Raw genomic sequence first — 26,902 nt, forward strand, 5'->3', positions numbered from 1 at the left:
GATAATTATGCTCACAGCTTTTATCTCTCAATAATTCATAACCTGAATTATTAGGTATGAATAAAACTACACAGTTAACCATAATCAGGTAAAAACACTTGCTTTTGTAACAGTACTCTTCTATAAATTTGTCTTGCAAATTGAATTTTAACCCCAATATAAAAGATAAATTATGGAAAACAGCACCACACCTACTACTTTAGCGCCGTTACCTACTAATGGACTTGATAATTATTACGCTTTACTTCTTGAAAAAGCTGTTAATGGAACACCGGATCATGAAAATCCGGATACTCCGCTATTAATGCCTTTTAATGGCTACTATGCAATTAGCAGCACAGGTGCATTTTTTGCGGTTGATACTAATATGCTTATAAGCCAGTCTAAGAAACCTGTATATGATCTATGCCTGTTAATTTCTTTAGACGGAGTTACCTCTGCCCGTTTTCCTTTTACAGGCACATTTGATGGAACCAATCTAATCCAGAAGTCAAGCACGGCGGATGAAGCAGATATAGAATTAACTTTTACCCGTACTGATGCTGTTTATGGCACTACAGCCTCTATAACAGGAACTATTACACTGCCGGGCAAGCCTGCTGCAAACGTAAACGGAAGCACCTATAATAACCCCATCCCTGCCACACTTTTTGCCGGTGATTACTCATATATTCCAACAGGAGAAACAGCGCCTATAAAGGTAATGAGCATTGGTGCTGATAACCAGTTATTGTATGATAATGGTGCTGATAATGGTAACCTGGCTACGATTGCAGCTTACGTGTATAACTTAAACATGTACTATTTTTACTTTAATCAGGCAGATGCAACCCAGGTAAAGCTCATAATGGGCACAGCAGGTACAAAAGGTTTTGCCTGCAACAACATGAGTGTAGCTAATGGAACAGTTGATTCAAGATCATTATTCACTATTCCAACCGGCGCGAAGCTTGACCCTAAATATTATGACCTTAGCGGTGTTCAATTAGCAGATTTTAGCGGATATTATCAAATCCCTGCAACAGGAAACCCGTTAGCATTTATATCAGTTCAGGCACAATATGCAACCTTATCTGAAGCGTGGAACTTAGATCTTAATTTTGTAATGATAAGTTATTCATTAGACGGTATTAATTCTAAAGGATTCCTGTTTGATCCATTTGCCTATATGTCATTCAACAATGACACAAATGTATTGACCATTCCTGCATCGGCCACAAACGATGCGATCAATCTAACATTTACCAGACAATACGATACGCAAAGCAGCTCTTTAGTAAGCATTAAAGGAAATATTGGAACACTTGCCATTGAGGGCAGTACACTATTCAACCCGGTGCCTTTAACGGCATTTGGAGGTATTACAATGACAAGCCCTGACGATAGCGAGAAATTAACGATCAATAATGATAACAGCATAACATATAGCGAAAACGGTGGTACGCAAACACAAATGAACAGCCTTATATATGTACCTCTTATGTATATTGTAGCGGCTCCTGCCAAAAAACCAACAATTGAGTTGTCTTTAGGCACCGATGGCCTAAGGGGGCTTGCCTGCATCGTTATCCAAAATAAAAAAATTACATCAGTATATGCAATTAATGGTTCTGAATAGGCATTATCGACAGTACTAAATGCAAAATCCCCAACGCAAAAAACGTTGGGGATTTCTATCTAACACGAACTTAATTCTTATTTGTGCATTAACACAGTATCCACAACGTGTATTACACCGTTAGACTGGTTAACATCTGCAATTGTAACTTTAGATTTTCCGCCTTTTTCATCTTTAATGATAAGGTCTTTACCTTCCATCATGAACCAAAGTTTACCGCCTTGTACTGTAGCAACCTCAGCTTTACCACCGCCTTTTTTGATTGCAGCAGCAACATCGGCAGCACTCCATTTACCCGATACTACGTGGTAGGTAAGCACACCCTGAAGCATTTTTTTGTTTTCCGGTTTAAGAAGTGTTTCTACAGTTCCTTTAGGTAATTTATCAAAAGCAGCATTCGTTGGTGCAAAAACAGTAAATGGGCCTTTTCCTTGTAATGTTTCAACAAGTCCGGCAGCTTTAACCGCAGCTACAAGCGTTGTATGGTCTTTAGAGTTTACAGCGTTCTCTATAATGTTTTTTGTAGGGTACATTTCTGCGCCGCCTACCATTTTAGTTTTCTGTGCGTAAGACGCAGTACCCAACATAACAATTAAGATAAAAGATACCGCTGATAAAATTTTTGAAGTTTTCATGTTTGTATTTTTTTTGTGATTTAAGTTTATAAAGACAGATACGCCATATAAACGATCTTGGTTTTAACACAAACTGAAATTTTGCATTTTTTTAACATATCAAAAAAGAAACATTCCCACAAAACAACTGAAAACTAATAGTATAACTGTTATTTTATAATAATAAAAAAATGCCTCTGTTAACGGGCACTGTATTTATAATTATGATTTTAAATAGGACATTCATCAAACTTATTTACATTAATCTGACTCAAAATAAAATGACCTATAAAGAATACGACGTTTTTCGTAAAAATCACACACCATTACTCACACTTAACATCAACAGTAAAGCCTTCAGGTAAGCCGAGCGCTTTAGCTTTAGCGACATCCTTACAGGCAAGATCATTCTTTTTATTATTAGCCAGCAACCTTGCCCTCGACACATAAATAACAGCTAACTGCTTTTGAGGGGTGTCACCGCTATCTATAGCGGTTGTAAGATCTGCAAGCGCTTTTTTATCTTCTTTTATAATTGCATATAATGTAGCGCGCGACATCAAAGCACGCCATGCATTTTTTTCGGTACTTACCGCCAGCGCCTGGGTATAATAATCCTCAGCCTTTAGATAATCTTTTTGGTGGAGCTGTTCTACAGCTTTATTCATAAGATCCTGAAAATCGCCTTTTGGCTTTTCCTCTTCTTTCAAAACCGTTTTTGGTGCGGCGACAGGCTTGCTTTCCTTACCATTGGCAGAAGCAGATTTAGAAGAAGTAGTACTATTGGCTTTATTGCCGGAATATGGGGCATACGTCTGCGCCTGTAAAGCTGAACCTAATAACATAGCTGTCATCAATAGCAATAATTTCATAGCGTTATTTTTTACACGTTAACTGATTGACATGGATAAAACTAATAAAAAACATCAACATAGAAACACAAAGCAACAAAAAAAGCCCTCTCATTGCTGAGAGGGCTTTAGTATTTAAAGAGGATTAAGGATTATTTGTTTTCTCCTTTTTCCATTCTTTCTTTTAATTCTGCTAATACGTCAAGATCACCTAGAGTGCTTCTTTCAGCATTGTTGTTAGAAGAAGAATTATTGTTATTGTTGTTAGACTCATTGTTTCTAACGTTTTTCTCTTCTTCGTCACGGAATGTAGCAGTATGAGAAGCTACAACTCTTTTGAATTCTTTGTTGAACTCAATTACTTTGAATTCAGCAGATTCTCCTTTTTTAAGTTTTTTTCCGTCTTCTTTCTCAAGGTGGCGTGTAGGAATGAACGCAACGATATCGTCACCAAATTCTACAGTAGCTCCTTTGTCAACAATTTCAGAGATCTCACCTGTATGTAGAGTACCTACAGCAAAAGAATCTTCATATTTGTCCCATGGGTTTGGCTGAGTTTGTTTGTGGCCAAGAGATAGTTTACGTCCTTCAACGTCTAGCTCAAGAACAACAACATCAAGTTTATCACCTACGTTTACAAATTCACTTGGGTGTTTGATTTTCTTAGTCCAAGAAAGGTCAGAGATGTAAATTAATCCATCGATACCTTCTTCTAGTTCTACGAATATACCAAAGTTTGTAAAGTTTCTAACGATACCTGTATGTTTAGAACCTACCGGGTATTTAGAAGTGATATCAGTCCAAGGATCCTGAGAAAGTTGTTTGATACCTAGAGACATTTTACGGTCATCTCTGTCAAGAGTTAAGATAACTGCTTCTACCTCATCACCAACTTTAACAAAGTCCTGAGCAGATCTTAGGTGCGTAGACCAAGACATTTCAGAAACGTGGATAAGACCTTCTACACCTTCAGCAACTTCGATAAATGCACCGTAGTCAGCGATAACTACTACTTTACCTTTAACTTTATCACCTACTGCAAGGTTTGCATCAAGTGCATCCCATGGGTGAGCGTGAAGTTGTTTAAGACCAAGTTGGATTCTTGTTTTCTCATCATCGAAATCAAGGATAACAACGTTAAGTTTCTGGTCAAGTTCAAGAACTTCACTTGGGTGGTTGATACGGCTCCAAGAAAGGTCAGTGATGTGGATAAGACCGTCAACACCTCCAAGGTCGATGAATACACCGTAAGATGTGATGTTTTTAACAACACCTTCAAGAACCTGGCCTTTTTCAAGCTGCCCGATGATTTCTTTTTTCTGTACTTCGATATCAGCCTCGATAAGCGCTTTGTGAGATACAACTACGTTTTTGAACTCATGGTTGATTTTCACAACTTTGAACTCCATAGTTTTGTTCACATACTGATCGTAATCCCTGATAGGTTTTACATCAATCTGAGATCCCGGAAGGAAAGCCTCAATACCAAATACGTCAACGATCATACCACCTTTAGTTCTGCATTTAACAAAACCATTAACGATTTCACCTGTTTCGTTAGCATTGATAACCCTGTCCCAAGCTTTGATTGTACGGGCTTTTTTGTGAGATAATACTAATTGTCCTGATTTATCTTCGCGAACGTCGATAAGAACTTCAACTTTATCACCTACTTTTAGGTTAGGGTTGTAACGGAACTCATTAAGAGAGATTACACCTTCTGATTTTGCGTTGATGTCAACGATAGCGTCCCTGTCAGTAATTCTCACTACTGTACCTTCTACTACTTCATCACTATCAGTTGAGATGAAAGTTTTTTCAACAAGAGTTTCAAATTCTCTCAGGTTTTTTTCGTCTACTGCATCGATACCTTCTTCAAAGTTATGCCAGTTAAATTCCTGTAGAAATTGATCTTGTGTTTTGATTTGTTCAGACATGCTGATTAAAAATTTGTATCCTGTGTTTGTGCGGGTTTCTAAAAACAGTACAAAACAACAGAAGTGTTTATATAAATAAGTTTATTACCTTAAGAGAAACCCTATCTGTCAAAAGGTGCGCAAAGGTACAACTTTTTTACACACATACAAGCATAACAAACACGTTTTTAAGCACATAATAAACTTTAACGCTCACACACCCTAAAAAGCTCGTAAATCGTGAAATGCCAATAATTTTTTAAACAATAATTTAACATAGTTTTTATATTAATTATTTTTTTCTACCTTAGGCAACGGAAAAAACTTGAAATTAAGTCACAAAGAACTTAATTTTCGCCATGAAACTAAACATAGATAAACCGAAGGTTAACACCGTGCATTTATCCTTATATAAATGCGCACTGCTGGTATTGTGCCTGTTTTTCTCACCTCTGCTTTTTGCCCAGCTAACAGTGACTGCTGTTGCTACACCCGAAACCTGTACCGGAAACGGAGCTTTGCAGTTATCGGTTCAAAACCAGACACCTGGTACAGCTATAACCTATGTAGTATATGCTGGCACAAACACAACCGGCACCATAGTACACAACAATACCAGCCCTACAGTAGGCGGACAGCCTGACGGAACTTATTATATCGTAGCTACAGAATATGTAGGTACCGTAGCCGGAAACTCGGCAAATACAACAGCAGCAATAGCAGACCAGACGACACCACTTACCTTTACCGCCGATAAGACCGTAGTACATTGCGGTAATGATGCATCCATAACGATAAATGTAACGGCAGGTACCGCGGCGATTTACAGAATTACACAAACGGCAACGGGCACCGTTACACAGCAGCCGGCTTCTCAGGCAAACGGCAATGTTTTTAATAACCTCGCCGCAGGCCAATACACCGTTTTTGTACTGGATACCTGTGGAGACGGTACATCGCAGGTGGTAACAGTGTTGTCAGAATATCATCAGCTTGAATTAGCCGGACCTTCATTTCCCGACGTCGTGCTTGCTGGATGCGATCTCCTTACAATAGGAGGGTCTATCTCATCGACTAACAGCGTTGGCATAATTTATCCTTTACAGGCAATATTTACCGTATACCCGCCCACAGGCGGAAGTGTAGACTATCCCGTAACAGTAAGTGGAGGCGAAGAGTTTTTTGCACAGGCCCTTGTGCAAGTGCCTTATTACTATAACCAGCCAAACCATACCTTCAAATTTACGGTTACAGATATATGCGGTAATTCACTAACCTCTTCGATATTCACTATAGACCCTTTGCTTACGGTTGTGGCAGACATGAAAGTTATATCCTGCTCAGGAAAAACTTTAGAATTCAAGCCATTTAAATACGTAGGGCCGTTTACGCTCGAATTTATACAGTCACCCCCGGGCTTTAACCCTAACGACTACAATACACAATATCCCGGACCATATACAGGTTTAGACGTTCCTGTAGCTTTTGGCGAAGAAGGCAATCCGCTGCCGTACGGCTTTTACCAGGTCAAGATATATGATGCCTGCAACCGCGAGGTATCTTTACCATCTTCGGTGGTTGAGATACCCGTGCCCGATATAATAATCATTGCCAACCCGTCTCCGGCAACCTGTACCGGTAACGGCGCAGTAGAGGCTTACATACAAGGCCTGCCTATGAGTGCCGCAGAAATTACAACTTATGTAGGCTCAGGTACATATCCTACCCCGGCAGATGTATCGCAATACATAGTGACTGACCAGTCTGCCGTACAGGTAGGAAATCTTCCCCCTGGAGAATATACCATTACACTTACTGACACCTGCGGAGTGGTGTATCCGCCAAAAGACTTTATTATAAAACCGTATAACGGTGATGCCGGAAGCGCCAACTCAAGACCCGACTGTGAACAGGGATATGGTACCGTACAGATAAATGCCACGTTTACCCATATCGAAATGATCATGGCACCAAGCAGCTATCCATTTACGATTCCTCATGATGTAACCGCCTATTTTAATCCTGCGGTAGGATCATTCACTATGGATCATCTGCCGCCCGGCCAGTATAAATTTAAAGGATATAATGACTGCGACGATGATGTCGCCATAAATGCCCCCACAAACATTGTCCCCATCTTCGCCTATACCGAGACAGTAAATGATTATTCTTTTACACCTCATTGCGGTTCGTTTGACATTTTTATGAACCATCAGAGTACAGGTGCTGCATTTCTTAAATTTGGACTTCAAAAATGGAATGAAACTTTGCAGGCATGGACGCATCCGGGAACAGATGTACTCTATGCAGAAGGTGAAGAATTGATAAACGACCCCGATGCAGATGTTGTAAATGCCTTACTGCTTGTAAATAATGCCAATAACCTCGACCTGCTCTATCCAAGCGGAAAATACAGGATCGTAAAACAATATACCTCCTATGCCGATGGAAGCCTGCAGGGAACCAGGGCAATAAAATACTGTACCCAGACATTATACGAATTTGAATATTATAAAGACATAGTAATAGACGGCGCTGTAAGTGTCGCCTGTATGGGCAACTCCGGCGATGTAATGATCCTGGCACATGGTGTACCTCCGCTCCATTACAAGATAGTACAGAAAAATGGGCAGCCTTTTGAAGTGGATAACGGCACAAACAATATTTTTTCAGGACTGGATTCGGCAGTGTATGTAGTTGAAGTATCAGACCAGTGCTCACAGCGTACATTAACTTTTAATATCGCCGATATTCCACCATTAGTATCGGTACCAGAACCTTCAGAACTGGATACCATTTCCCTATGTGATGAGGGCAGCGATGGAACAGAAACCTTCGACATATCTGGTTACGAGGCACTAATACTTGACGATCAGGATCCTGATGATGTTACCATTACCTTTCATACTTCAATGGCTGATGCCCAGCAGGGAAGTAATGCCATAAGCGATACTGCTAATGTAGTATCCGGCTCGGCAACCATCTATGTAAGGGCGAGCCATAGCGCGAGCGCCGACTGTATAGCAACAACACATTTTGACCTTTTTGTAAGGCTGCTGCCGCCCCTTACTATGAAAGAAACCTGGGGTGCCTGCGAAGGCGGCGAAGTAACCATTACTACCGATCCCGGATATGCCTATTACGGATGGACAAATCCTGATGGCGATATATTTGTAATAGACAGCAACCAGATAACAGTATCTGAACCCGGAACATATTCGGTTATGGTTACCGATAACTACGGATGCACCAACTCTAAAACCTTCCTGGTGGTTGCTTCGCCCCTACCGGTTATCACCACTGTTCAGGTAGACGACTGGACTGATAACAATAACATCATAACAGTCGTAATGGAAAATACTGCCGAAGGAAGCTACCAATATTCGCTGGATAATGTAACCTTTCAGGACTCACCAATATTTACAGGGCTCGCACCGGGGCAGTATACTGTTTATGTAAAAGATATTTACGACTGTGGTAATGCTAAATGGCCTACTTACATACTTACCTATCCTAAATTTTTCACACCAAACGGAGACAATATAAATGATTTCTGGAGGATAAAACTATCATCGCTTGAGCCGGATATGCTCATATATATTTATGACAGGTATGGCCAGCTGATAACCGGATTCGACCCAAAAAGCATAGGCTGGGACGGAACCCTAAACGGTACCAGACTCCCTGCAACCGATTATTGGTTTGTAGTAAAACGCCAGAACGGCGAAGAGCTAAAAGGGCATTTTTCTATGATTAGGTAGGTTGCTAAGTTTCAAAGAGGCAAAGTGTCAAAGTGTCAAAGTAAAAGTGGCATAATCTAATTAATGCCGATAAGATAAGAGTGAAGCTTAGCCATTAAACTCTGTGGCGTTGAGAAAATTATAAGTGAGGCGTTAAAAAGCATTCGCTGTTTGAGCCGAAGGCGAGTTCGAATGGTTTAGCCAAATGTAATAATTTTTAGCCTAAGGAGTTTGAGCCTTGACCTTTTGGTTCTTTTGTGTCAAGACAAAAGAACACAATAAACTACTTCTTCTCCTTAAAAACAAAAGGAAAAGTTACAGCCAGCACGAGCGCATATACTGCAAACGTAAACCAGATGCTCTGCCAGTCTTTTATACCATTTACAGTAAAATGATCTACAACCCATCCGCTGGCAAGCCCACCAATGAATGCCCCTACACCATTGCACATTATCATGAATAATCCCTGCGCGCTGGAACGTATACGCACATCGGCTTCACGCTCTACAAAAAGCGAACCCGATATATTAAAAAAGTCGAAAGCCATGCCGTAAATAACCATTGAAAGCACCAATAGCCAAAGCCTGTCGTCTGGATTGCCTATGCCAAAAAGCGCAAAGCGAAGCACCCAGGCAAGCATACTGAACAACATAATCTTTTTGATGCCAAAACGGCTCAGGAAAAAAGGAATGGATAATATGAAAAGGGTTTCTGATATCTGCGAAACAGACAATAACAGATTAGGGTGCTGTACCGCAAAAGAATCAGGATAAACCGATTTAAAATCATCAAGAAACGGACCTCCGAAGGCATTGGTTATCTGTAATGCGGCACCTAACAGCATTGCAAACAAAAAGAAAACTGCCATGCGCTTCTGCTTAAAAAGCACAAAAGCATCAAGTCCTAACGCCGATGATATGCTTTTTTTGCCTCCTACAACAGCAGGCACTACCGCCGGCATGGTAAACGAATACAAACCTAAGAAAAGCCCTGCGCCCGCACTCACATATAATTGCAGCGGACTCTGCGTGAATCCGCAGATATCTACCGTCCACATGGCCAGTACAAAACCTACAGTTCCCCATACACGTATCGGTGGAAACTCCTTAACGATATCGCAGTTGTTTTTTTCTAAAACCGCATACGATACAGCATTGTTAAGCGCTATAGTGGGCATATAGAAAAAAGAATGCAGCAATATGGCTACATAAAAAGGCCCAAAGTCATGAAGTGTAGATGCATAGATAAGAAAAGCTGCGCCTATTATATGGCACATGCCTAATACCCTTTCGGCGTTTAGCCATCTGTCTGCCACAATACCCATAAGGCCGGGCATGAACAGCGAGGCAACTCCCATGGTAGTATATACACTGCCTATTTGCAAACCACTAAAATTAAGGCTTCCGCCCATATAATTACCCAAAGAGATAAGCCATGAACCCCAGATGAAGAACTGGAGAAAGTTCATGAGCACGAGCCTTAGCTTTATAGCCATAAATTAACTTTTTGCATCAAAACCGCAAATCTATTAATAAATAGCAGCTCTGCCTGTTAAGAAACAGTAAAGTTAATTGAAACAGAATGTATTGAAGGATCAAATAAGCATAAAAAACACCAGGATTGCCAAAAGTACTATGGCAATAATAGCCCTGAGGTGCTCCCTTCCCTTAAGAAATACGTTGCCGCCATTTAGTTTATCACGCATGCCTTTTACTAAAAAATAAATAAGCTGCATGATTGCTATCGCAAAAATTATCGCAAGTATTTTATTTTGCATTTGTTCTGGAGGTTATCCTATCAGTTCTTTAGCAAGAACAAGCACCTTTTCAAACTGCTCCTGTTTAGAAATGTAGGAGTTGTCCATCTCTACGGCATCTTCTGCTTTTACAAGCGGAGAATCTTCTCGGTGGGTATCTATGTAGTCGCGATCTATAACATTTTTGTAAACGTCTTCATAAGTAACTTCCTGCCCAAGTTCCACAAGCTCTTTAAAACGCCTTTGTGCACGTACGCCCGCAGCAGAGTTCATGAATACTTTAAGTTCGGCATTAGGGAATACAACAGTACCTATATCCCTGCCATCCATTACCACACCTTTACGTTCGCCCATTTGCTTTTGCTGCTCTACAAGTTTAGCGCGCACCTGGGGTACTTCGGCAACAATGCTCACAAGCTGTGAAACACTAAGTGTGCGTATCTCTTTCTCAACATTCTCATCGTTAAGAAACATTTCCGCAAACTCAAGGTCCGGATTGTACACAAATTTTAAAGAGATAGCACCAAGGCTTTCAATAAGGCCTTCCCTGTCAAAAGAATCTGCGGCAATAAAACCACTACGCATGGCATATAATGTAACGGCGCGGTACATTGCTCCTGTGTCTACATATACATATCCCAGCTGTCTTGCCAGCTGTTTAGCAAGTGTGCTTTTTCCTGTGGAAGAAAAGCCATCTATGGCAATGGTAATTTTTTTGTCCAAAACTTATTGCAGGTTTATCGTTAACCCAAAAAGGCTTGTATTAGCCGCAAGGGTATATCGTGAGTACGAATAATCAAAGCGCAATTTACCAAATCTCACGCCCACTCCTGCCGAAATTCCCGAAAAAGTTCGCTTGTCTGTAATGCTTAGTTCCTGCCCTCTCCTGAAGTTATACCCTACACGAAGATTAAAACTCCTGCCGGGAAGGAATTCTGCTCCCACAATAACATGGCGCAGCGCATTATTAAAGAACGACACTTTTTCTTCAGTGCTTCCGCCGTCTATATTCTGCTCGGCGCGGTTTGGGTTAGAAAAGGCTATATTCCACTGCTGAAGGTTTTCCAGCGTAAGGTGCCATCGCAACGGCACATTTTCCATTTCCTGAGAGATGCCGGCGATGATTTCAAGCGGCAGTTTTTCCTGCAGCCCGGCATAGGTACTTAGCTGTGTACCTGCGTTACGAATTACTAAGGCGTAATTTATATCGTTGTCTTCGTCTACATACAACGCACCGATGTCTACCGCCACCCCAAACGAGTGGTAGCTTTCTAATGTAGATGATATAAGTTTAGCGTTAGCGCCAAGGTAAAGATCAGTATAAGGTACATTGTAGGAATAGCCAAGAGAAAGCGCCAGTTCGCTTCCTGTAAAATCACCCGTAAGAAGTCCCGTTTCGTCACGGCCTTCAAAGGTACCGTAATCTACATAGCTTACGCCCACATGAAATGTCTGCACGTGCCTGTCCCAGGTATACGCATAAGCAGCAGTACCATAGCCTACTTCGCCAAAATAACTACCGTAATTAGCAGAAAGATGGTTATCCATTTCCGGATTTATGGTTGCCGGGTTGTAAATTCCCTGGTTAACATCATAATCGCGAAGTGTTATTACTTTTCCGCCCAGGGCAGCCTGTCGCGGCGACGTAACAAGGTTTAAGAACTGATAAACACTTTTACCTCCTATCTGGCTAAAAGACAGAGTGGTGTAAAGCAGGATAAATAAAAGGTACCGGTTTTTAAACATTGTGGGCTTAGAGGTTTTGCATACTATAACGCGAATGCGAAGATATTATTTTTAAATAAAAAAACGGCTAAGAAATTTTAGCCGTTTTTTTCTGAATTAACCTCTATTATTATAGCGTTTTTGCGTTCTTAACCTTTTGGTCGGTAATTGCATATTTAATCACCTCAGGCATTTCTTTCACATAATGAAAAGTAAGCCCCTCCAGATATTCAGGTTTGATCTCATCAATGTCACGCTTGTTTTCGTGACACAAAATGATCTCTTTAATATTTGCCCTCTTTGCAGCCAGTATCTTTTCTTTGATACCGCCTACAGGCAATACCCTGCCCCTTAATGTAATCTCGCCTGTCATGGCAAGATGTTTCTTAACTCTTTTTTGAGTGAACGATGACACTAAAGATGTAAGCATTGCCACACCCGCACTCGGGCCGTCTTTCGGCGTTGCGCCTTCCGGCACGTGAATATGTATGTTATAGTTATTTATCACTTCAGGGTTAATACCAAGAAGCTCGGCGTTAGCTTTAATATATTCTAATGCAATAGTGGTCGACTCCTTCATTACCGTGCCAAGGTTCCCCGTCATGGTCATGTGCCCCTTGCCTTTAGAAAGGATAGACTCTATAAACAGGATGTCCCCGCCTACACTTGTCCAGGCAAGGCCTGTAACCACACCGGCAACATCATTATTCTCATACTTATCGCGTTCCATCTTTGGTGCGCCAAGTATTTTCAGTATATCTTCGTCGGTAATCTTTATGTTGTATTCTTCTTCCATGGCAATAGATTTTGCCACGTTACGAACCACTTTTGCAATCTGTTTTTCAAGACCCCTTACACCAGATTCACGTGTATAACCTACAACAATCTTTTCGACCTGTTTTTTGCCTATTACAATATCTTTAGCCTGAAGTCCGTGTTCCTTGATTTGTTTAGGAACAAGGTGCTTTTTAGCGATCTCTACTTTTTCTTCAATCGTATAACCTGTCATATTGATGATCTCCATCCTGTCACGAAGTGCAGGCTGGATCGTGGAAAGGTTGTTAGATGTTGCAATGAACATTACGTTAGAAAGGTCAAAGCCAAGTTCAAGGAAATTATCATAGAACTCAGAGTTTTGCTCAGGATCCAGTACTTCAAGCAATGCCGAAGACGGGTCACCTGCGTTGCTAACACTAAGCTTATCTATCTCATCCAGTACAAAAACAGGGTTAGAAGTACCTGCTTTTTTAAGGCTCTGAAGTATCCTGCCCGGCATAGCGCCAATATAAGTCTTCCTGTGTCCCCTTATCTCAGCCTCGTCACGAAGACCACCAAGCGAAATACGAATGTACTCCCTGCCTAATGCCTCTGCTACCGACTTACCTATTGAGGTCTTACCAACACCCGGAGGGCCGTAAAGGCATAATATAGGCGATTTCATATCATTACGAAGCTTAAGCACAGCAAGGTGCTCTATAATACGCTTCTTAACATCGTCAAGCCCATAATGGTCACGGTGCAGTATTTTTTCGGCACGTTTAAGGTCAAAATTATCTTTAGAGAATTCATTCCACGGCAGTTCCAGCATCAGCTCAAGGTAATTGCGCTGGGTACCGTAATCTGCTGCCTGCGGATTCATACGCTGCAGTTTGGCTACTTCCTTATCAAAATGCGATTTTACCTTCTCATTCCATTTTTTTGCCTTGCCTTTCTGGCGCATCTCGTCAATTTCCTGATCATGAGATACCCCACCCAGCTCTTCCTGAATGGTTTTCATCTGCTGGTGAAGAAAATATTCGCGTTGCTGCTGGTCAAGGTCAAAACGTACTTTGCTTTGTATATCATTCTTAAGCTCCAGTTTCTGAAGTTCAAGGTTCATGTAACGAAGCGTTTCAAGTGCGCGTTCCTTAAGGTCGTGCGTAGCCAGAAGGTCCTGCTTTTCCTGAACGGTAAGGTTCATGTTGCTCGACACGAAATTTACAAGAAATGAGCTGCTCTCAATGTTCTTGATGGCAAAAGTAGCTTCAGTAGGGATATTAGGGCTTTCCTTGATAATTTGTATCGCAAGTTCTTTGATAGATTCTATTATCGTTTCAAACTCAGCGTCTTCAGCCGTTGGCCTTTCTTCGCTTACCTCTTTAACAGTTGCCTGCAGGTATGGCGTATCGGTAATAACCTCGTCTATTTCAAAACGTTTTTTACCCTGAAGTATCACAGTCGTGTTACCATCGGGCATTTTAAGCACGCGGAGTATCCTCGCTACAGTACCTACGGTATTGATATCTTCAATACCCGGTTCTTCAACGCTTTCGTCTTTTTGGGCTACCACGCCAATGATCTTCCCTCCGGCATTGGCATCATTGATAAGCTTTATCGACTTATCCCTGCCCGCGGTAATAGGAATAACAACCCCCGGAAACAACACCATGTTACGCAATGGTAGTATCGGCAGCGTTTCAGGCAGCTGTTCGTTATTCATTTCTTCCTCATCTTCAGGGGTCATTAACGGAATAAGTTCCGCATCTGTATCCAGTTCCTGAAGTGACAAACTGTCAATATTTAATATTTTTTGATTACTCATAGTATGGTAAAAGTCATTTTGTCATTAAAAATAAACATCAGGCAAATGCATTTAAGCATTACAAATGCGCCTTTTGTCCTATATATCAATATGATGCAGAAAATATTTTGTATACCTGCATACTATTAAGACAATCTTTATGCCATAAAGATATCATAGCACGCAGATGATAATATATCTTATAACGTAAAGAGACTGATAATAATACAGCAAAATACTTATAACAGTAATTAAAATTTAGACAGTTACACGATAAGGATACGACAAGGATAGATATGGCTACTTCTGTACGCTTGTTTGAACCGAACTTTGCAACAACAAAAAAATACAAATAATATGAAAATCGTTTTAACAGGTTCCATTGGAAACATCGGCAAACCACTTACAACAGAGCTGGTAAAAAATGGCCACTCTGTAGCAGTAATAACCAGCAATCCTGAAAGAGTTTCAGCAATTGAGGCGCTGGGTGCAACGGCATTAACCGGCAGTATGTTTGATGCAGATTTCCTCTCACAGGCTTTTACAGGGGCAGATATCGTCTATTTAATGGAAACCATGGAAGCTGCCGGAGATATGTTTGATAAGAGTGTAGACTTTATAGCAACGATAGGTGAGATAGGCAAAAACTACAAAAAAGCAATCGAAAAGTCAGGTGTAAAAAAAGTTATTCACTTAAGCAGTATCGGCGCACATACCGATAAGGGTACAGGCATTCTGCTATTTCATTACAATGTAGAGCAAACCCTGCGATCATTGCCTGCTGATGTGGCTATCAAATTTATCCGCCCGGTTGGCTTTTACATTAATATGTTCTCGTTTATCCATACGATAGCAGCAAAGGGCAGTATCATTTCTAACTATGGCGGCGACACTAAAGAGCCTTGGGTATCACCGCTGGATATTGCAGAAGCCATTGAACAGGAAGTAGACCTCCCTTTTGAAGGAAGGACCGTTAGATATGTTGCAAGTGACGAAGTTTCGCCTAATGAAATCGCGAAGGTAATTGGTGAAGCTATTGGAAAACCTGGCCTTGAATGGAAAGTAGTAACCGATCAGCAACTTTTGGATAACTGGCTAAGTATAGGATTCAACGAACAGATGGCCCACGGCTTTATTGAAATGCAGGGAAGCCAGCGCAGCGGCGAGCTTTACGAAGATTATTATCGTAATGAGCCGACATTAGGCAAAGTTAAACTTCGTGATTTTGTAAAAGAATTTGCCCAAGCCTATAAACAGGACTGATTCAAACAACAATCGATGCGCAGATATGAATTCGCGCATCTGCAAAACAATCCTTAAATTTGAAATATGGAACAACGCAAAACCCAAAGAATAAAAACGATAAGTGAATTTCATCACTTGAGAGGGCTGCCCAAACCTGAGCATCCGCTTATTAGTGTAGTTGACTATCGCGATGTACAGCGCCCCGCAGATATAGGCGAAGTAAACTGGGTGCTTGATTTTTACCAGATTTCGCTCAAGCAGGGAATGACCGGCAATTTTAAGTATGGCCAGCAGCATTATGATTTTGATGAGGGCGTAATGTTCTTTATTTCGCCAAACCAGGTTTTCAGGATTGAACCGGAAGCAAAACCAGCCAGTGAAAAATCAGGCTGGATGCTGCTGATTCACCCCGACTTTTTATGGAATACTACACTTGCTAAAAATATCAAACAATATGATTTCTTTGATTACTCTGTCAATGAGGCATTGTTTCTTTCTGAAAAGGAAGAAAAGACATTAAACGGCATCACTGATAGTGTTCGGCAGGAATATCATGCAAATATTGACAAGTTTAGCCAGACTATAATTATATCGCACATAGAAACACTCCTCAATTATTGTGAACGGTTTTATGAAAGGCAATTTATTACGCGAAAGATAACCAACCATAAAATACTTAACAAACTGGAAGCGTTTCTTAAAGATTATCTTGATAGTGACAACCTTGCCTCAAGAGGCCTGCCTACCGTTCAGCTAATTGCTGCAGCGCTTAATATATCGCCCAACTACCTGAGCAGGATGCTTAAAACATTAACAGGGCAAAGTACGCAGCAATTTATTCAGGATAAAATTATAGAAAGAGCCAAGGAAAAACTTTCTACAACCGACTTGTCTGTAAGCGAAATTGCCTATGCCCTGGGGTTTGAACATCCACAGTCTTTTTCAAAATTATTTAAAAATAAGACCATGTTATCTCCTTTGCAATTCAGGACATCGTTCAATTAAACAGCATTAAAAACAAAAAAATCCGCACAAGGCGGATTTTTCTATATCAGATCATATTTTTTTAGAAATCCCATTCTACATTGAAAGTTCCGGCAGATACTGTATGAAGAACAGTTGTTCCGTTTTCTCCCACAACAGTAAATTCAAACGACCCTGTAACCCATCCACCGGTATTGCTTGTAATAATCAAAGATCCACCTGTTACATTATAGTGAACACCTTCAGCATCTGTAAATCCGGCTGTTGTAGTTGCAGAAGCACCAACAGCAAACGTGTATGTACCTGCTGTAATAGTATCAGGAAAGCCTATATTAAATGCGTGGTTTGCATTAATTGCATTAATAGTAATAATGTTAGGATTTCCATCGCCTACTGCAACAGCAAGATCTGCTTCGGCATAAGAAAACTCAGAGCCGTCTACAGTAGCCTTAAAGAACTCATCGCCTACAGGGTTAGGTATTCCTCCACCGGCTGTGCCTGTATAAGGAATATTTTCAAAAGAACCATTTGTAAACGCTACAGATGGAAGGTTAGCCTCCATATCCGTCCATTCCCCTATAAAGTTAAATGTACCGGATATTGTCTTGTTAACCGTATCTATACTCGAAATAGTAACGCTGCCTGCGTTTGTACCCGTAACAAACATATTGCTGTATGAATATCCAGAATTATTTCCAGGGTTGTAATCCATCACGGCAACTTCACCGCTGTATGTACCTGTCGTAGTACCTTCTACCACTATAGAAACAGCCTGTCCATTAGTGCCTTTAACACCCTGAACAGAAATAAGGCCCTGGCCTATAACCGCTGTAGTAGCTGTAGCAACATACGTCTGTCCGCTAAAATCAACTTTAAATACTGCAGGCCCTGCAGGTGTTTCTCCATCGCCCGGCTGCGTAAGTACAGGATCTACAGGCTCTGTGTCTCCACAAGACGTAAATGTAGTTGCTGCAAGAGCAAGAAACAGCACAGACAATAATTTTATTCTTTTCATATCAGCTTTAGTTTTTATTGAGAGTTCAAATATAAAAGTAATTTTAATTATTTGTTAATCTTAAAATGTTAATTAGCTGTATAAGCAAAAGAACTTTGTTTAAATTATGCCTTATTTTGGCATTTAGCCTATAAATAATAAAAATTGCTTAGCTGTTAAGCCTTATGTTTCAGGCAGTATTCGCACACATGGCTCACAATGCATTCGCTGTGCTTAGGATTTGTAGGCCGGCAGGTTTCTCTTCCAAGAAAAGAAAGCGCCATGCCTATCTCTCCCCACATATCTTTGGGTAATTTCTGCATCAGCTGCTTCTCAATTTTTGTTGCATCCCCATCGGTTGTTATGCCCAGTCTAGGAGCTACACGAAGTACATGAAGGTCAACAAGTATACCTTCAGCTTCCGCACCTGATTCGCGCAAAATAACGTTGGCAGATTTACGCCCTACGCCTTTTAAAGCCACAAGTTCTTTCATAGTCCTGGGGATGTTCTTATCCTCCTTAACCGTCTCTGCAATTTCCTGAAGCCATGCTATCTTATTGCCATTAAAGCGTACTTTATCAAGATATTCATGCAATTCTGCGGTATTGGCTTTTGACAGCGCTTTCATATCAGGAAACTTCCTGAAGAACTCAACAGTAACCTTATTAATATTGGCATCGCTGTCCTGTGCGGCAAGAACAACCATTACCATAAGCTGGTAGATGTTCTTATAATTCAAAGGATGATCTTTGCCTTTATATTTGGTTATCAGGGGACGCAGCTCCTTTGCCCAGTCGGTTTCTTCGTTAAAGAGGTCCATGTTATTCTTCTTTAAGGTCTACCGACAGTGAATTTACACAATAGCGCTGACCCGTTTCCGTAGGCCCGTCGTCAAACACATGTCCCAGATGGCTTCCGCAATTGGCACAAAGAATTTCTGTCCTCATCATCCCGAAAGTCGTATCTTTTATATACTCTACCTTACCGGGAATCGACTCATCAAATGATGGCCAACCGCAGCTTGATTTAAACTTTGAGTCGCTTTTAAATAAGGGTTCGCCGCAGGCACCGCAACAGTAAGTTCCTTTATCAAAGCTAAGATTATATTTACCCGAATTAGGGAACTCGGTTCCTTTTTCGCGAAGTATCTTGTAGCGTTCTAAACCCAGTTCTTCTTTCCACTGCGCTTCTGTTTTTTCAACATTATAATTTTCCATGTTGTTTACGTTTTGAAATTGATGTATGTATATACAGTTGGTACAAATTTACTCTAAAAGAACATTCCCTCCTCTTAAATAAAAGAGGAGGGAATGTTAATCTGTTGGTAAAATGACATCTTATTTTTTTGGTGCAGGAACAAATTTTATGGAAACAGAATTGGTACAAAAGCGTTGTCCTGTAGTTTCTTCAGGTCCATCATCAAACACGTGTCCAAGGTGCCCGCCACAATTAGCGCACATCACTTCTACGCGTTTCATGCCCAGCGAACTGTCTTCCTTATATACTACGCTGCCTTTAATAGCCTGGTCAAACGAAGGCCATCCGCACGATGAGTCAAATTTTGCATCAGATGTAAACAGCGGGTTGCCACAGGCAGCACACACATAAACGCCTTTTTCAAAATGTTTATAATATTCTCCTGTAAAAGGCCTTTCGGTAGCTTTCTGGCGAAGCACCTGGTACTGCTCTTCGGTAAGTACTTTTTTCCAATCGGCGTCGGTGGTATTTTTATTCAGCGTTCCTTTTGTCGCAGGAGCAGCTGTTTCAGTTTTAGTTGTTGTAGTCTTTGTTTTCTCCTGGCCCTGGCAAGATACAAGGGCAAAAAGAAATAAAATGACGGCTAATTTTTTCATGATTCTAAAAATTGAATGATTTTTTTGATGACCTTGCTGTCGCCTAATATTTTGCGGTGCCCCAGCCCTTCAGTAATCATCAGTTCATGATGCGCAAGATATTTGCTTATATGATGCGCAGCGCTTACGGGCACATCGGCATCATTGGTATCATGAATTACAAGTACAGGAACTGTGACATCCTTTGCTGCTATATACGCCGAATAGTTGTTAATGGTTTCATTAAACTTCTTTTCAAACAGCTTAATCATCAGTTCTCCTGTAGCAATATTCATTCCTAATTTTGACGAAAAGTCGTTCATTATGTCTTTTATGACATCACCGCTGCCTATCGTCACCGCTTTTTTTACTTTAAGCCCTCTCTTTAACGAATTAAGTACAGCCATGGCACCTAGTGAATGCCCTATGGCATATTCAAAAGGACCAAATTGTTTTTCAAGTTCCAATATAGCAGCAATAAACTCGGTCATATCACTGGTTTTTCCAGGCGATTTACCGTGTGCCGGTGCATCAAAACTAATCGTGCTGTAACCATTTTTAATTAGTTTATCAGCAATGCTGAGCAGCTGCGTGCCGCGTCCGCTCCATCCGTGAACAAGCAATACTTTTCGGGCACCTACCCCATAGTGATATACATTTATATCTTTATCTAAAGAATCGATATGTACCAACTGCTGCCTGCTTTTTTGATCCATCTCTACTTCCCGTTTAGGCAGCTTGAATTTCATTGGTGTCGTAAAAAGCTTAATAGCAAATTTTGCCGCCAGGCGCGGAGAAGTAACTTCAAGTATTTTAGCCGTTACCAATATGGGTTTCGGTATCTTTAACGATTCGCGGTGCTGTTTTTTTGTATCAGGCATTGTATGATGAATTACCCTGCAAGTTACATAATATTATGTTCGCATAGTATTAAGCAGATTCTAAAAGTATTGTCCTATTATATTTATTGGTAACGCAATTTAAACATTCACAATACTTTAACTATTACCTGTTATTTTTCGGAATTAGTTATAAAAGGAATTTACTAAATTTGAATAGAATTTAATAAATTAACTCATGAGAAAAAGTGTCTTAGCAATGTCAGGTTTAATTTTGGTCATGGTAGCTGCCTGCTCCAAAAATCCCTTTACCGGGAAACAAGACCTTAATTTTGTGTCTAACGACCAGATTTTCCCTACTGCGTTCCAGCAGTACGACCAGTTCTTAAAAGAAAACAAAGTAATTAAAGGTACAGCCGATGCCCAACGCGTGGTAACCGTGGGCCAAAAAATTAAGGCTGCCGCCGAAAAATACCTTAATGCAAACGGTTATCAGGGATACCTTAACGGCTATGCCTGGGAATATAACCTGGTTCAGGATCCTGCAGTAAATGCATGGTGTATGCCGGGCGGAAAAATTGTTGTGTACACCGGCATACTGCCAATAACTAAAGACGATGCCGGACTTGCAACTGTTATGGGCCATGAAGTTGCCCATGCACTTGTTAATCACGGAGCACAACGCATGAGTGCTTCACAGCTTCAGGAAATTGGCGCTGCGGGAGTTCAGGCTGCAACGGCAGGTAAAAGTGCTGCCGCCCAAAATATTTATATGCAGGCATATGGTATTACTTCTGAATACGGCGGAATGCTGCCATTTAGCCGTAAGCACGAAAATGAAGCAGACGAGATAGGCCTTACCCTTATGGCTATTGCAGGTTACAATCCAGATAAAGCTGTTGAATTCTGGGAACGTATGGAGGCAAACGCAGGAGGTGCAGCACCACCTGAATTTATGAGTACGCACCCATCCGGCGCTACAAGGATTGCTCACATTAAGAGCCTTGCACCAAATGCTAAAGCACAGGCTGCTAAGTTTGGCGTGAAATTTTAATACTAGACTTATATAATAAACTGTTCAGATAAAAAAGCTGCCTTTGGGTAGCTTTTTTGTTTTGTGATATGCTGAATGTTAAAAAGGTAATATATTTATATAAATATTTCCGTTTTTAATGTGGGGAAATGCGAAATTGCCTGTTTTATAATAAAGCGAAAGCTTTAGCAGGACTCACAAAAATTGTGGTAATCCGAATGTATTAGTGTAAGCCAAAATAAAATTGTATGAAAATGATTTTAAGATCCTTCTTGCTAATATTTCCTCTGCTCACATCAGCACAGGATGCCGTGATTTTTAGTAATGATAAGTATAGTGGTATTAGTGGTGTAGGGTTTTCACCAACCCAACCTTTCTTTAATCCGAATTCCTGGGATGTAAATATCGTAGCTGAAGATATATTTATTCAAAATAATTATACGTATGTTTCCAACCTAAGTATAATTGGTCTGGCAAATGCTGATATCAAATCTGTAAGCCTTAAAGATAAAGTTATGGGCACAAGTGGCGCAAATTTGCAGGATTATTACAATAGGAATAAAGGGACATATCATTTTAGCTCCGATGTGTTGGGGCCTTCTGTTTCGTGGTCGGCAGATATCAACCAAAAGAAATACACTTTTGGAATTTTTACGAGAGTAAGAACTCAGGGCTCAGCAATTGGTATTGATAATTATGCAAGACTAAATAATACCAATACTGATGCAATACACTTATATAATTTTAGGCCCTTCAAAACCAATTTCATGAATTGGGGTGAAGTAAGTGTAAATGTAGCTACACAGATATTTCAAAATAAAGAGAACAGGTTGGTTTTAGGAGGTAATCTGAAATATGAGATTGGCTACGATGCTATGAACATTAATAATAGAAAGACAGCTACTTTGCGCAGGACTGTAAATAGTACAGATCTTTCAACAGACACTGAAATGTCTAATTATGGCATTGAAGCTTCTTACGCAACAGCGTATGATCCTGTAAATAAAAAATATGATTTTAAACCCAACGGAAGAGGTTTTGGTGCAGATGTAGGGCTAACCTATGTAAAGTGGAATTACAGAATGGAAGATTATGATTTGAAGGTTTCATTTACTGTGCTTGATATAGGTTACATTAATTATAAGGGCGAAAATCATCGTTTAAATGGCAGACCATTTGATTTTAATAGTTTATCAGGTAAAAAGATAAACAGCCCTCAGGACCTTTTCCGGACAGTAAGTCAGGAGATATACGGAAACCCGGATGCCTCCATGACCGGTACAAATTTTTCTATAGGGCTTCCTACAAGCATACATATTAATGCAAGTAAAAGAATAATGGATAATCATTATTTAAATTTCGATCTTGTACAAAGGGCTCCAATCTTTGAAAACAGCTTACGACGTTCAAACATTGCAAATGTTTCTTATTCTGTCCAGAAGAAATTAATTGGTTACGGGGCATCCGTTTCATTGTATGAATTCAGGGCAATGCAATGTGGCGCCTATCTGAGGCTGGCTCCTTTAATTATAGGCAGTGAAAACTTTTTCCCACTTTTTTTTAAGCAGGATAAGCTGCATTCTGCCGATATTTATATTGGTATAAAAATTTATCCTTTTGGTGAAAAGAATCCCGACAGAATACGAAAAAGCAACTGTAGGTGCTGATATCATTTAAAGATTTAAAATTGAAAGATGCCTTTACATGGCTTTTTTGTCGTGTATTCCTGTACTTTTAATACTTTATAAAGTACTATGAAAAATCCTATTCTTTTATTGCTGTTGCCTGTATGCGCTGTATTTTATGGCCAGAAACACGATATACCAAAAATGAATTTTTTTGAAAGGGAAAACAATCGTTATATTGAATTGCTAGGAATCACGGATAGGAATGCAATAATTGCAACTACACAAGTATGGCCGTATGGAGAAAAATTCAGAAACTTTCTTGTAATTCTACCTGACGGAAAAGTGTATAAGTACGCATTTATAAATGGCAAAGATTTATCAAAAACAGATAATAAGCCAGAAATACGGAACACAGAAATTGTAGGTGAAGAACGATTATATTTTATCGAACTTTTAAAAAAGATCAACACAATGCGAATATTCAAAGCTAATGATTTAGAAGCTTTTAAGTATTGGCAGACTATTGAGAAAAAACCAAATACAACTGTAGTGCTGGATGGTAGAAGCTATTCTATTAGTATTTATAAAAACAGGGATAAGGCCACTTATTTTACCAGTAATCCAGAATCGTATATAGCAGCTAAACGAGATGGGTATAAGCTTAAGGAAGAATTTTTAGCTATTTTTAAGGAGTTTGACTTTGGAGAAAGGCTTTTTGAAAACACTAAGAATTAGTATCTAGACAATTCCCCATAAAATCCAACAATCCATTAATATGTTAATCCAAAAAATAAAGTAGCTTTGGTACTCCAAACCAATAACTATGACACCATTAGAAAAAGGAAGCAAAAAGCTTCTTAATGCCTGGGCTTTTTACGACTGGGCAAACTCTGTATACAGCCTTGTGATAGCTTCGGCAATCTTTCCTATTTTTTATGATCTTATTTTTCATGCATCAGGAAGCGGCTACATAACCGTTTTTGGCACCTCTGTAAAAAGTACTGCGCTTATCAGTTTTGTAACAGCATTTGCTTTCCTTGTCGTGGCATTTATATCGCCCCTGCTTTCAGGCATTGCAGATTATGCAGGTAATAAAAAAAGTTTCCTTCAGCTGTTTTGCTATTTAGGCGGACTTTCATGTATCGGATTATATTGGTTTGACCTTAATAATCTTTATTTAAGCCTGGTATGTTATTTCTTCGGACTTATCGGATTTTGGGGCAGCCTTGTTTTTTATAACTCCTATCTTCCCGATATCGCTTTTCCTGACCAGCAGGATGCCGTTAGTGCCCGTGGATATTCTATGGGTTACATCGGTAGTGTTATCCTGCTGATAATTAACCTCGCAATGGTAATGTCGGTAGAAGATTCTGAAAAGGAGCAAATGATGCGATATTCTTTTGTATCTGTTGGCGTGTGGTGGATACTGTTTAGCCAATACTCTTATTATTACCTGCCAAAAGGAAACAAAGAAGGGAAAAAAATTACAGGCGACGTAGTATTTATGGGCTTCAGAGAGCTGCGAAAAGTATGGTCGCAGCTAAAGCAGAATATCACGCTTAAAAGATATCTTGGAGGTTTCTTTGTATATAGTATGGCGGTGCAGACTGTTATGCTTGTGGCAACTTACTTTGGTGCTGAAGAAATTCAATGGGGAGAAGGCGGAGCCAAGCAAATGGGACTCATAGTAAGCATATTGCTTATTCAGCTCATTGCTGTTGCAGGTGCTGTAATTACCTCTAAACTTTCTGCCAAATACGGAAACATCAAAACCTTGATAGGTATCAACTGCATCTGGGCAGTTATATGCATCTGCGCCTTTTTTGTAACACAGCCAATTGAGTTTTACATTACTGCTGCTTTTGTAGGTCTAGTTATGGGCGGTATCCAATCCTTGTCCCGTTCTACTTATTCAAAATTTCTTCCCGAAACAACAGATACTGCTTCATTTTTCAGCTTTTATGACGTAACAGAAAAGATAGGGATTGTTATAGGTATGGTCCTTTATGGGGCGATTGACCAGATCTTTGGCAGTATGCGTTATTCTGTTGTCTTTCTAACGTTATTCTTTATAATTGGAATATTTTTACTGTTAAGAGTTGAGCGAAAAAAGTAATTAATTTTTTAATATATTTGATAATCCTAAACCAATTAACAATTATATGAAGAAAATTACTCGTTTATCAGTTTTATTCATGCTTTTTTCAGCAACTTTTGTGTCTTGTGATACAGAACCCGTAGATCCGGTACTTTCCGAAAATATAGGTGAAGAAAATCCGGGTACGGATCCTGGAACCGACCCCGCGACAAGCTCAGGTGATTATTTTCCGTTGGCAGTAAACAATCAATGGATCTTCCTGAAAGATGGAGCACCTATTGAGCCTATTAAAATTATTGCCACGCAGACTATAAACGACAAGCAATACTATAAGGTAAATCAGTATTTCGAAGATGCAGGTACTGCGGAAATGACGGGTACCGCGGTTATTTATTTTAGAAAAGACGGCGGCAGTTACATACAAAGGGTTACTGTAGATGTTCCTGACCAGGAGGGTATGCACATGACAGTCTCTCCTTATGAGTATATAATGCTTAAGGATAATCTTGACGTAGGGCAAACATGGACGCAGACTGTAACTCAGGTTACCACCTATGAAGTGCCTTCTAATTTCCCTATTGATATGCCGGATATTACTACTATACTAACTATAGATGGAAAAATTTTAGAAAAAGATGTAACGGCTATAGTTAATGGCCACACATATGAGAATGTTATAAAGATTTCATTAAAACAAACAGCAGTAATTGAAGGTATGGGGACTGGTCTTCCGCCAACAGTTATAAACTCAGAATTATGGTTTGCTAAAAATGTAGGGCCTATCAAATCAAGTGCTTCAGCACCCGGTATGGGAGTTATCGTTCAGGATTCGGACTCTTATATTGTGAACTAAAACTGCTACAATTAACAGTAAAAAATCCGCTTAGCTATCTAAGCGGATTTTTTTATATTCTTATTTAGTAAATTTTAATAAGATCTCCGGCAGAAGTAAACGTTGCTGTAGTATCTACTCCGTCTTTGGTTAAGATAAGCTTGTATTCGCCGTCATCAGCTCTATGAGCCTCTTTTATTGTATAGCTCCCATAGCCTTTCTTTATCTTTTCTAAGGCTTCTTTAGAAACTTGGGAAACTTCTATCTTTTTATATTGTTTTTCCTGATATACAGAAATAATTTCGCCGTCTTGTATCATAGTAGCAGCCGCTCCAGATAATCCTGTAAGTACTGCTACTGCAAAAAATAACTTTTTCATGGTATTTGATTTTAGTGATAATCTCAAATTTACTAAACCAATAAGCGGCAAGCTATTAAAATAATCATAAAACTTACATGATTAGATCGTCTTCCATAAAGTATTAATGAAATCAAAGAATTTATCCAGAGTTAGAGAATCAATATATCTACTACGAATGGAATATTATGGTATTATTTCAAAACAAAAAACCCTATCCTGTTTGGATAGGGTTTTCAAAAGAAAGGCGACGACATACTCTCCCACAAATTGCAGTA

The 26,902-nt window shown here is 39.9% G+C and carries 23 protein-coding genes; 9 read left to right on the plus strand and 14 right to left on the minus strand.

All coding sequences use genetic code 11. The features are described from left to right. The first annotated feature begins 172 nt into the window (after positions 1 to 172). Positions 173 to 1,618, plus strand: a complete 1,446-nt coding sequence (locus R1T16_RS16440; protein WP_317502221.1) for a hypothetical protein — start codon at positions 173 to 175, stop codon at positions 1,616 to 1,618. Between the two features lie 77 nt (positions 1,619 to 1,695). On the opposite strand, the gene R1T16_RS16445 is transcribed toward R1T16_RS16440, so the two are convergent. The 3 genes from R1T16_RS16445 to rpsA all read right to left on the minus strand — a co-directional run bounded on the left by R1T16_RS16445 (position 1,696) and on the right by rpsA (position 5,020). Beyond that, entirely contained in the window at positions 1,696 to 2,253 is a 558-nt protein-coding gene (locus tag R1T16_RS16445; RefSeq protein WP_317502222.1) for a fasciclin domain-containing protein, read from the minus strand. A 305-nt stretch (positions 2,254 to 2,558) separates the two neighbouring features. Then, positions 2,559 to 3,104 carry a hypothetical protein gene (locus R1T16_RS16450; protein ID WP_317502223.1) on the minus strand — a complete coding sequence of 182 codons (546 nt, stop codon included), beginning with the start codon at positions 3,102 to 3,104 and terminating at the stop codon, positions 2,559 to 2,561. Positions 3,105 to 3,235: 131 nt separating this feature from the next. Next, complete coding sequence (gene rpsA / locus R1T16_RS16455) at positions 3,236 to 5,020, minus strand: 30S ribosomal protein S1 (RefSeq protein ID WP_317502224.1); 1,785 nt, start codon at positions 5,018 to 5,020, stop codon at positions 3,236 to 3,238. Positions 5,021 to 5,358: 338 nt separating this feature from the next. Here rpsA and R1T16_RS16460 point away from each other — a divergent pair, with 338 nt between their 5' ends. Continuing rightward, on the plus strand, positions 5,359 to 8,760 hold the full coding sequence (locus R1T16_RS16460; RefSeq protein WP_317502225.1) for a T9SS type B sorting domain-containing protein: 3,402 nt from the start codon (positions 5,359 to 5,361) through the stop codon (positions 8,758 to 8,760). A gap of 262 nt (positions 8,761 to 9,022) precedes the next feature. Here the strand turns inward: R1T16_RS16460 and R1T16_RS16465 are convergent, their stop codons facing one another. The 5 genes from R1T16_RS16465 to lon all read right to left on the minus strand — a co-directional run bounded on the left by R1T16_RS16465 (position 9,023) and on the right by lon (position 14,801). Then, positions 9,023 to 10,234 (minus strand): nucleoside permease, encoded by a 1,212-nt coding sequence (locus R1T16_RS16465; RefSeq protein ID WP_317502226.1) that lies wholly within the window; start codon positions 10,232 to 10,234, stop codon positions 9,023 to 9,025. Between the two features lie 99 nt (positions 10,235 to 10,333). Then, complete coding sequence (locus tag R1T16_RS16470) at positions 10,334 to 10,516, minus strand: hypothetical protein (protein ID WP_317502227.1); 183 nt, start codon at positions 10,514 to 10,516, stop codon at positions 10,334 to 10,336. A gap of 12 nt (positions 10,517 to 10,528) precedes the next feature. Further along, a complete protein-coding gene (gene cmk / locus R1T16_RS16475) occupies positions 10,529 to 11,218 on the minus strand; it encodes a (d)CMP kinase (RefSeq protein ID WP_317502228.1) in 690 nt (229 codons plus the stop codon). A 3-nt stretch (positions 11,219 to 11,221) separates the two neighbouring features. After that, on the minus strand, positions 11,222 to 12,241 hold the full coding sequence (gene porQ / locus R1T16_RS16480) for a type IX secretion system protein PorQ (protein WP_317502229.1): 1,020 nt from the start codon (positions 12,239 to 12,241) through the stop codon (positions 11,222 to 11,224). Between the two features lie 109 nt (positions 12,242 to 12,350). After that, positions 12,351 to 14,801, minus strand: a complete 2,451-nt coding sequence (lon, locus tag R1T16_RS16485; RefSeq protein WP_317502230.1) for an endopeptidase La — start codon at positions 14,799 to 14,801, stop codon at positions 12,351 to 12,353. A gap of 336 nt (positions 14,802 to 15,137) precedes the next feature. Between lon and R1T16_RS16490 the strand changes: the two genes are divergently transcribed. Continuing rightward, complete coding sequence (locus R1T16_RS16490) at positions 15,138 to 16,043, plus strand: SDR family oxidoreductase (RefSeq protein WP_317502231.1); 906 nt, start codon at positions 15,138 to 15,140, stop codon at positions 16,041 to 16,043. 66 nt (positions 16,044 to 16,109) lie between these two features. Further along, positions 16,110 to 17,030, plus strand: a complete 921-nt coding sequence (locus R1T16_RS16495; protein WP_317502232.1) for a helix-turn-helix transcriptional regulator — start codon at positions 16,110 to 16,112, stop codon at positions 17,028 to 17,030. Between the two features lie 61 nt (positions 17,031 to 17,091). Here the strand turns inward: R1T16_RS16495 and R1T16_RS16500 are convergent, their stop codons facing one another. The 5 genes from R1T16_RS16500 to R1T16_RS16520 form a co-directional block, all read right to left on the minus strand. Beyond that, positions 17,092 to 18,024, minus strand: coding sequence for a DUF6252 family protein (locus R1T16_RS16500; protein ID WP_317502233.1), 933 nt, complete (start codon positions 18,022 to 18,024; stop codon positions 17,092 to 17,094). Positions 18,025 to 18,179: 155 nt separating this feature from the next. Next, complete coding sequence (locus tag R1T16_RS16505; RefSeq protein WP_317502234.1) at positions 18,180 to 18,824, minus strand: endonuclease III; 645 nt, start codon at positions 18,822 to 18,824, stop codon at positions 18,180 to 18,182. A gap of 1 nt (position 18,825) precedes the next feature. Continuing rightward, complete coding sequence (gene msrB / locus R1T16_RS16510) at positions 18,826 to 19,221, minus strand: peptide-methionine (R)-S-oxide reductase MsrB (RefSeq protein ID WP_317502235.1); 396 nt, start codon at positions 19,219 to 19,221, stop codon at positions 18,826 to 18,828. Positions 19,222 to 19,341: 120 nt separating this feature from the next. Continuing rightward, complete coding sequence (gene msrB / locus R1T16_RS16515; protein WP_317502236.1) at positions 19,342 to 19,857, minus strand: peptide-methionine (R)-S-oxide reductase MsrB; 516 nt, start codon at positions 19,855 to 19,857, stop codon at positions 19,342 to 19,344. Next, entirely contained in the window at positions 19,854 to 20,717 is an 864-nt protein-coding gene (locus R1T16_RS16520; protein ID WP_317502237.1) for an alpha/beta hydrolase, read from the minus strand. Before R1T16_RS16520 ends, msrB (R1T16_RS16515) begins: the two co-directional genes overlap by 4 nt. 196 nt (positions 20,718 to 20,913) lie before the next feature. Here R1T16_RS16520 and R1T16_RS16525 point away from each other — a divergent pair, with 196 nt between their 5' ends. The 5 genes from R1T16_RS16525 (at position 20,914) to R1T16_RS16545 (ending at position 26,287) form a co-directional block, all read left to right on the plus strand. Beyond that, on the plus strand, positions 20,914 to 21,729 hold the full coding sequence (locus R1T16_RS16525) for a M48 family metallopeptidase (protein ID WP_317502238.1): 816 nt from the start codon (positions 20,914 to 20,916) through the stop codon (positions 21,727 to 21,729). Positions 21,730 to 21,956: 227 nt separating this feature from the next. Then, positions 21,957 to 23,375 (plus strand): DUF5723 family protein, encoded by a 1,419-nt coding sequence (locus tag R1T16_RS16530; RefSeq protein WP_317502239.1) that lies wholly within the window; start codon positions 21,957 to 21,959, stop codon positions 23,373 to 23,375. A gap of 87 nt (positions 23,376 to 23,462) precedes the next feature. Next, positions 23,463 to 24,071 (plus strand): hypothetical protein, encoded by a 609-nt coding sequence (locus tag R1T16_RS16535; RefSeq protein WP_317502240.1) that lies wholly within the window; start codon positions 23,463 to 23,465, stop codon positions 24,069 to 24,071. 88 nt (positions 24,072 to 24,159) lie between these two features. Beyond that, positions 24,160 to 25,452 carry an MFS transporter gene (locus tag R1T16_RS16540; protein ID WP_317502241.1) on the plus strand — a complete coding sequence of 431 codons (1,293 nt, stop codon included), beginning with the start codon at positions 24,160 to 24,162 and terminating at the stop codon, positions 25,450 to 25,452. Between the two features lie 46 nt (positions 25,453 to 25,498). After that, positions 25,499 to 26,287 carry a hypothetical protein gene (locus tag R1T16_RS16545; RefSeq protein ID WP_317502242.1) on the plus strand — a complete coding sequence of 263 codons (789 nt, stop codon included), beginning with the start codon at positions 25,499 to 25,501 and terminating at the stop codon, positions 26,285 to 26,287. Between the two features lie 64 nt (positions 26,288 to 26,351). Here the strand turns inward: R1T16_RS16545 and R1T16_RS16550 are convergent, their stop codons facing one another. Beyond that, positions 26,352 to 26,645, minus strand: coding sequence for a hypothetical protein (locus R1T16_RS16550; protein WP_317502243.1), 294 nt, complete (start codon positions 26,643 to 26,645; stop codon positions 26,352 to 26,354). Positions 26,646 to 26,902 lie beyond the last annotated feature (257 nt).

Origin of the sequence: Flavobacterium sp. DG1-102-2 (assembly GCF_033042555.1) — a bacterium.
In the GTDB taxonomy this organism is placed as follows: domain Bacteria; phylum Bacteroidota; class Bacteroidia; order Flavobacteriales; family Flavobacteriaceae; genus Flavobacterium.

Coding starts and splice junctions, on each gene's coding strand:
- R1T16_RS16500 (WP_317502233.1), bottom strand. CDS start 18,024: ATGAAAAGAATAAAATTATTGTCTGTGCTGTTTCTTGCTCTTGCAGCA.
- msrB (WP_317502236.1), bottom strand. CDS start 19,857: ATGAAAAAATTAGCCGTCATTTTATTTCTTTTTGCCCTTGTATCTTGC.
- R1T16_RS16495 (WP_317502232.1), top strand. CDS start 16,110: ATGGAACAACGCAAAACCCAAAGAATAAAAACGATAAGTGAATTTCAT.
- R1T16_RS16545 (WP_317502242.1), top strand. CDS start 25,499: ATGAAGAAAATTACTCGTTTATCAGTTTTATTCATGCTTTTTTCAGCA.
- R1T16_RS16520 (WP_317502237.1), bottom strand. CDS start 20,717: ATGCCTGATACAAAAAAACAGCACCGCGAATCGTTAAAGATACCGAAA.
- R1T16_RS16525 (WP_317502238.1), top strand. CDS start 20,914: ATGAGAAAAAGTGTCTTAGCAATGTCAGGTTTAATTTTGGTCATGGTA.
- R1T16_RS16445 (WP_317502222.1), bottom strand. CDS start 2,253: ATGAAAACTTCAAAAATTTTATCAGCGGTATCTTTTATCTTAATTGTT.
- R1T16_RS16460 (WP_317502225.1), top strand. CDS start 5,359: ATGAAACTAAACATAGATAAACCGAAGGTTAACACCGTGCATTTATCC.
- lon (WP_317502230.1), bottom strand. CDS start 14,801: ATGAGTAATCAAAAAATATTAAATATTGACAGTTTGTCACTTCAGGAA.
- porQ (WP_317502229.1), bottom strand. CDS start 12,241: ATGTTTAAAAACCGGTACCTTTTATTTATCCTGCTTTACACCACTCTG.
- R1T16_RS16550 (WP_317502243.1), bottom strand. CDS start 26,645: ATGAAAAAGTTATTTTTTGCAGTAGCAGTACTTACAGGATTATCTGGA.
- R1T16_RS16465 (WP_317502226.1), bottom strand. CDS start 10,234: ATGGCTATAAAGCTAAGGCTCGTGCTCATGAACTTTCTCCAGTTCTTC.
- rpsA (WP_317502224.1), bottom strand. CDS start 5,020: ATGTCTGAACAAATCAAAACACAAGATCAATTTCTACAGGAATTTAAC.
- R1T16_RS16540 (WP_317502241.1), top strand. CDS start 24,160: ATGACACCATTAGAAAAAGGAAGCAAAAAGCTTCTTAATGCCTGGGCT.
- R1T16_RS16505 (WP_317502234.1), bottom strand. CDS start 18,824: ATGGACCTCTTTAACGAAGAAACCGACTGGGCAAAGGAGCTGCGTCCC.
- R1T16_RS16530 (WP_317502239.1), top strand. CDS start 21,957: ATGAAAATGATTTTAAGATCCTTCTTGCTAATATTTCCTCTGCTCACA.
- R1T16_RS16535 (WP_317502240.1), top strand. CDS start 23,463: ATGAAAAATCCTATTCTTTTATTGCTGTTGCCTGTATGCGCTGTATTT.
- msrB (WP_317502235.1), bottom strand. CDS start 19,221: ATGGAAAATTATAATGTTGAAAAAACAGAAGCGCAGTGGAAAGAAGAA.
- R1T16_RS16440 (WP_317502221.1), top strand. CDS start 173: ATGGAAAACAGCACCACACCTACTACTTTAGCGCCGTTACCTACTAAT.
- R1T16_RS16470 (WP_317502227.1), bottom strand. CDS start 10,516: ATGCAAAATAAAATACTTGCGATAATTTTTGCGATAGCAATCATGCAG.
- R1T16_RS16490 (WP_317502231.1), top strand. CDS start 15,138: ATGAAAATCGTTTTAACAGGTTCCATTGGAAACATCGGCAAACCACTT.
- R1T16_RS16450 (WP_317502223.1), bottom strand. CDS start 3,104: ATGAAATTATTGCTATTGATGACAGCTATGTTATTAGGTTCAGCTTTA.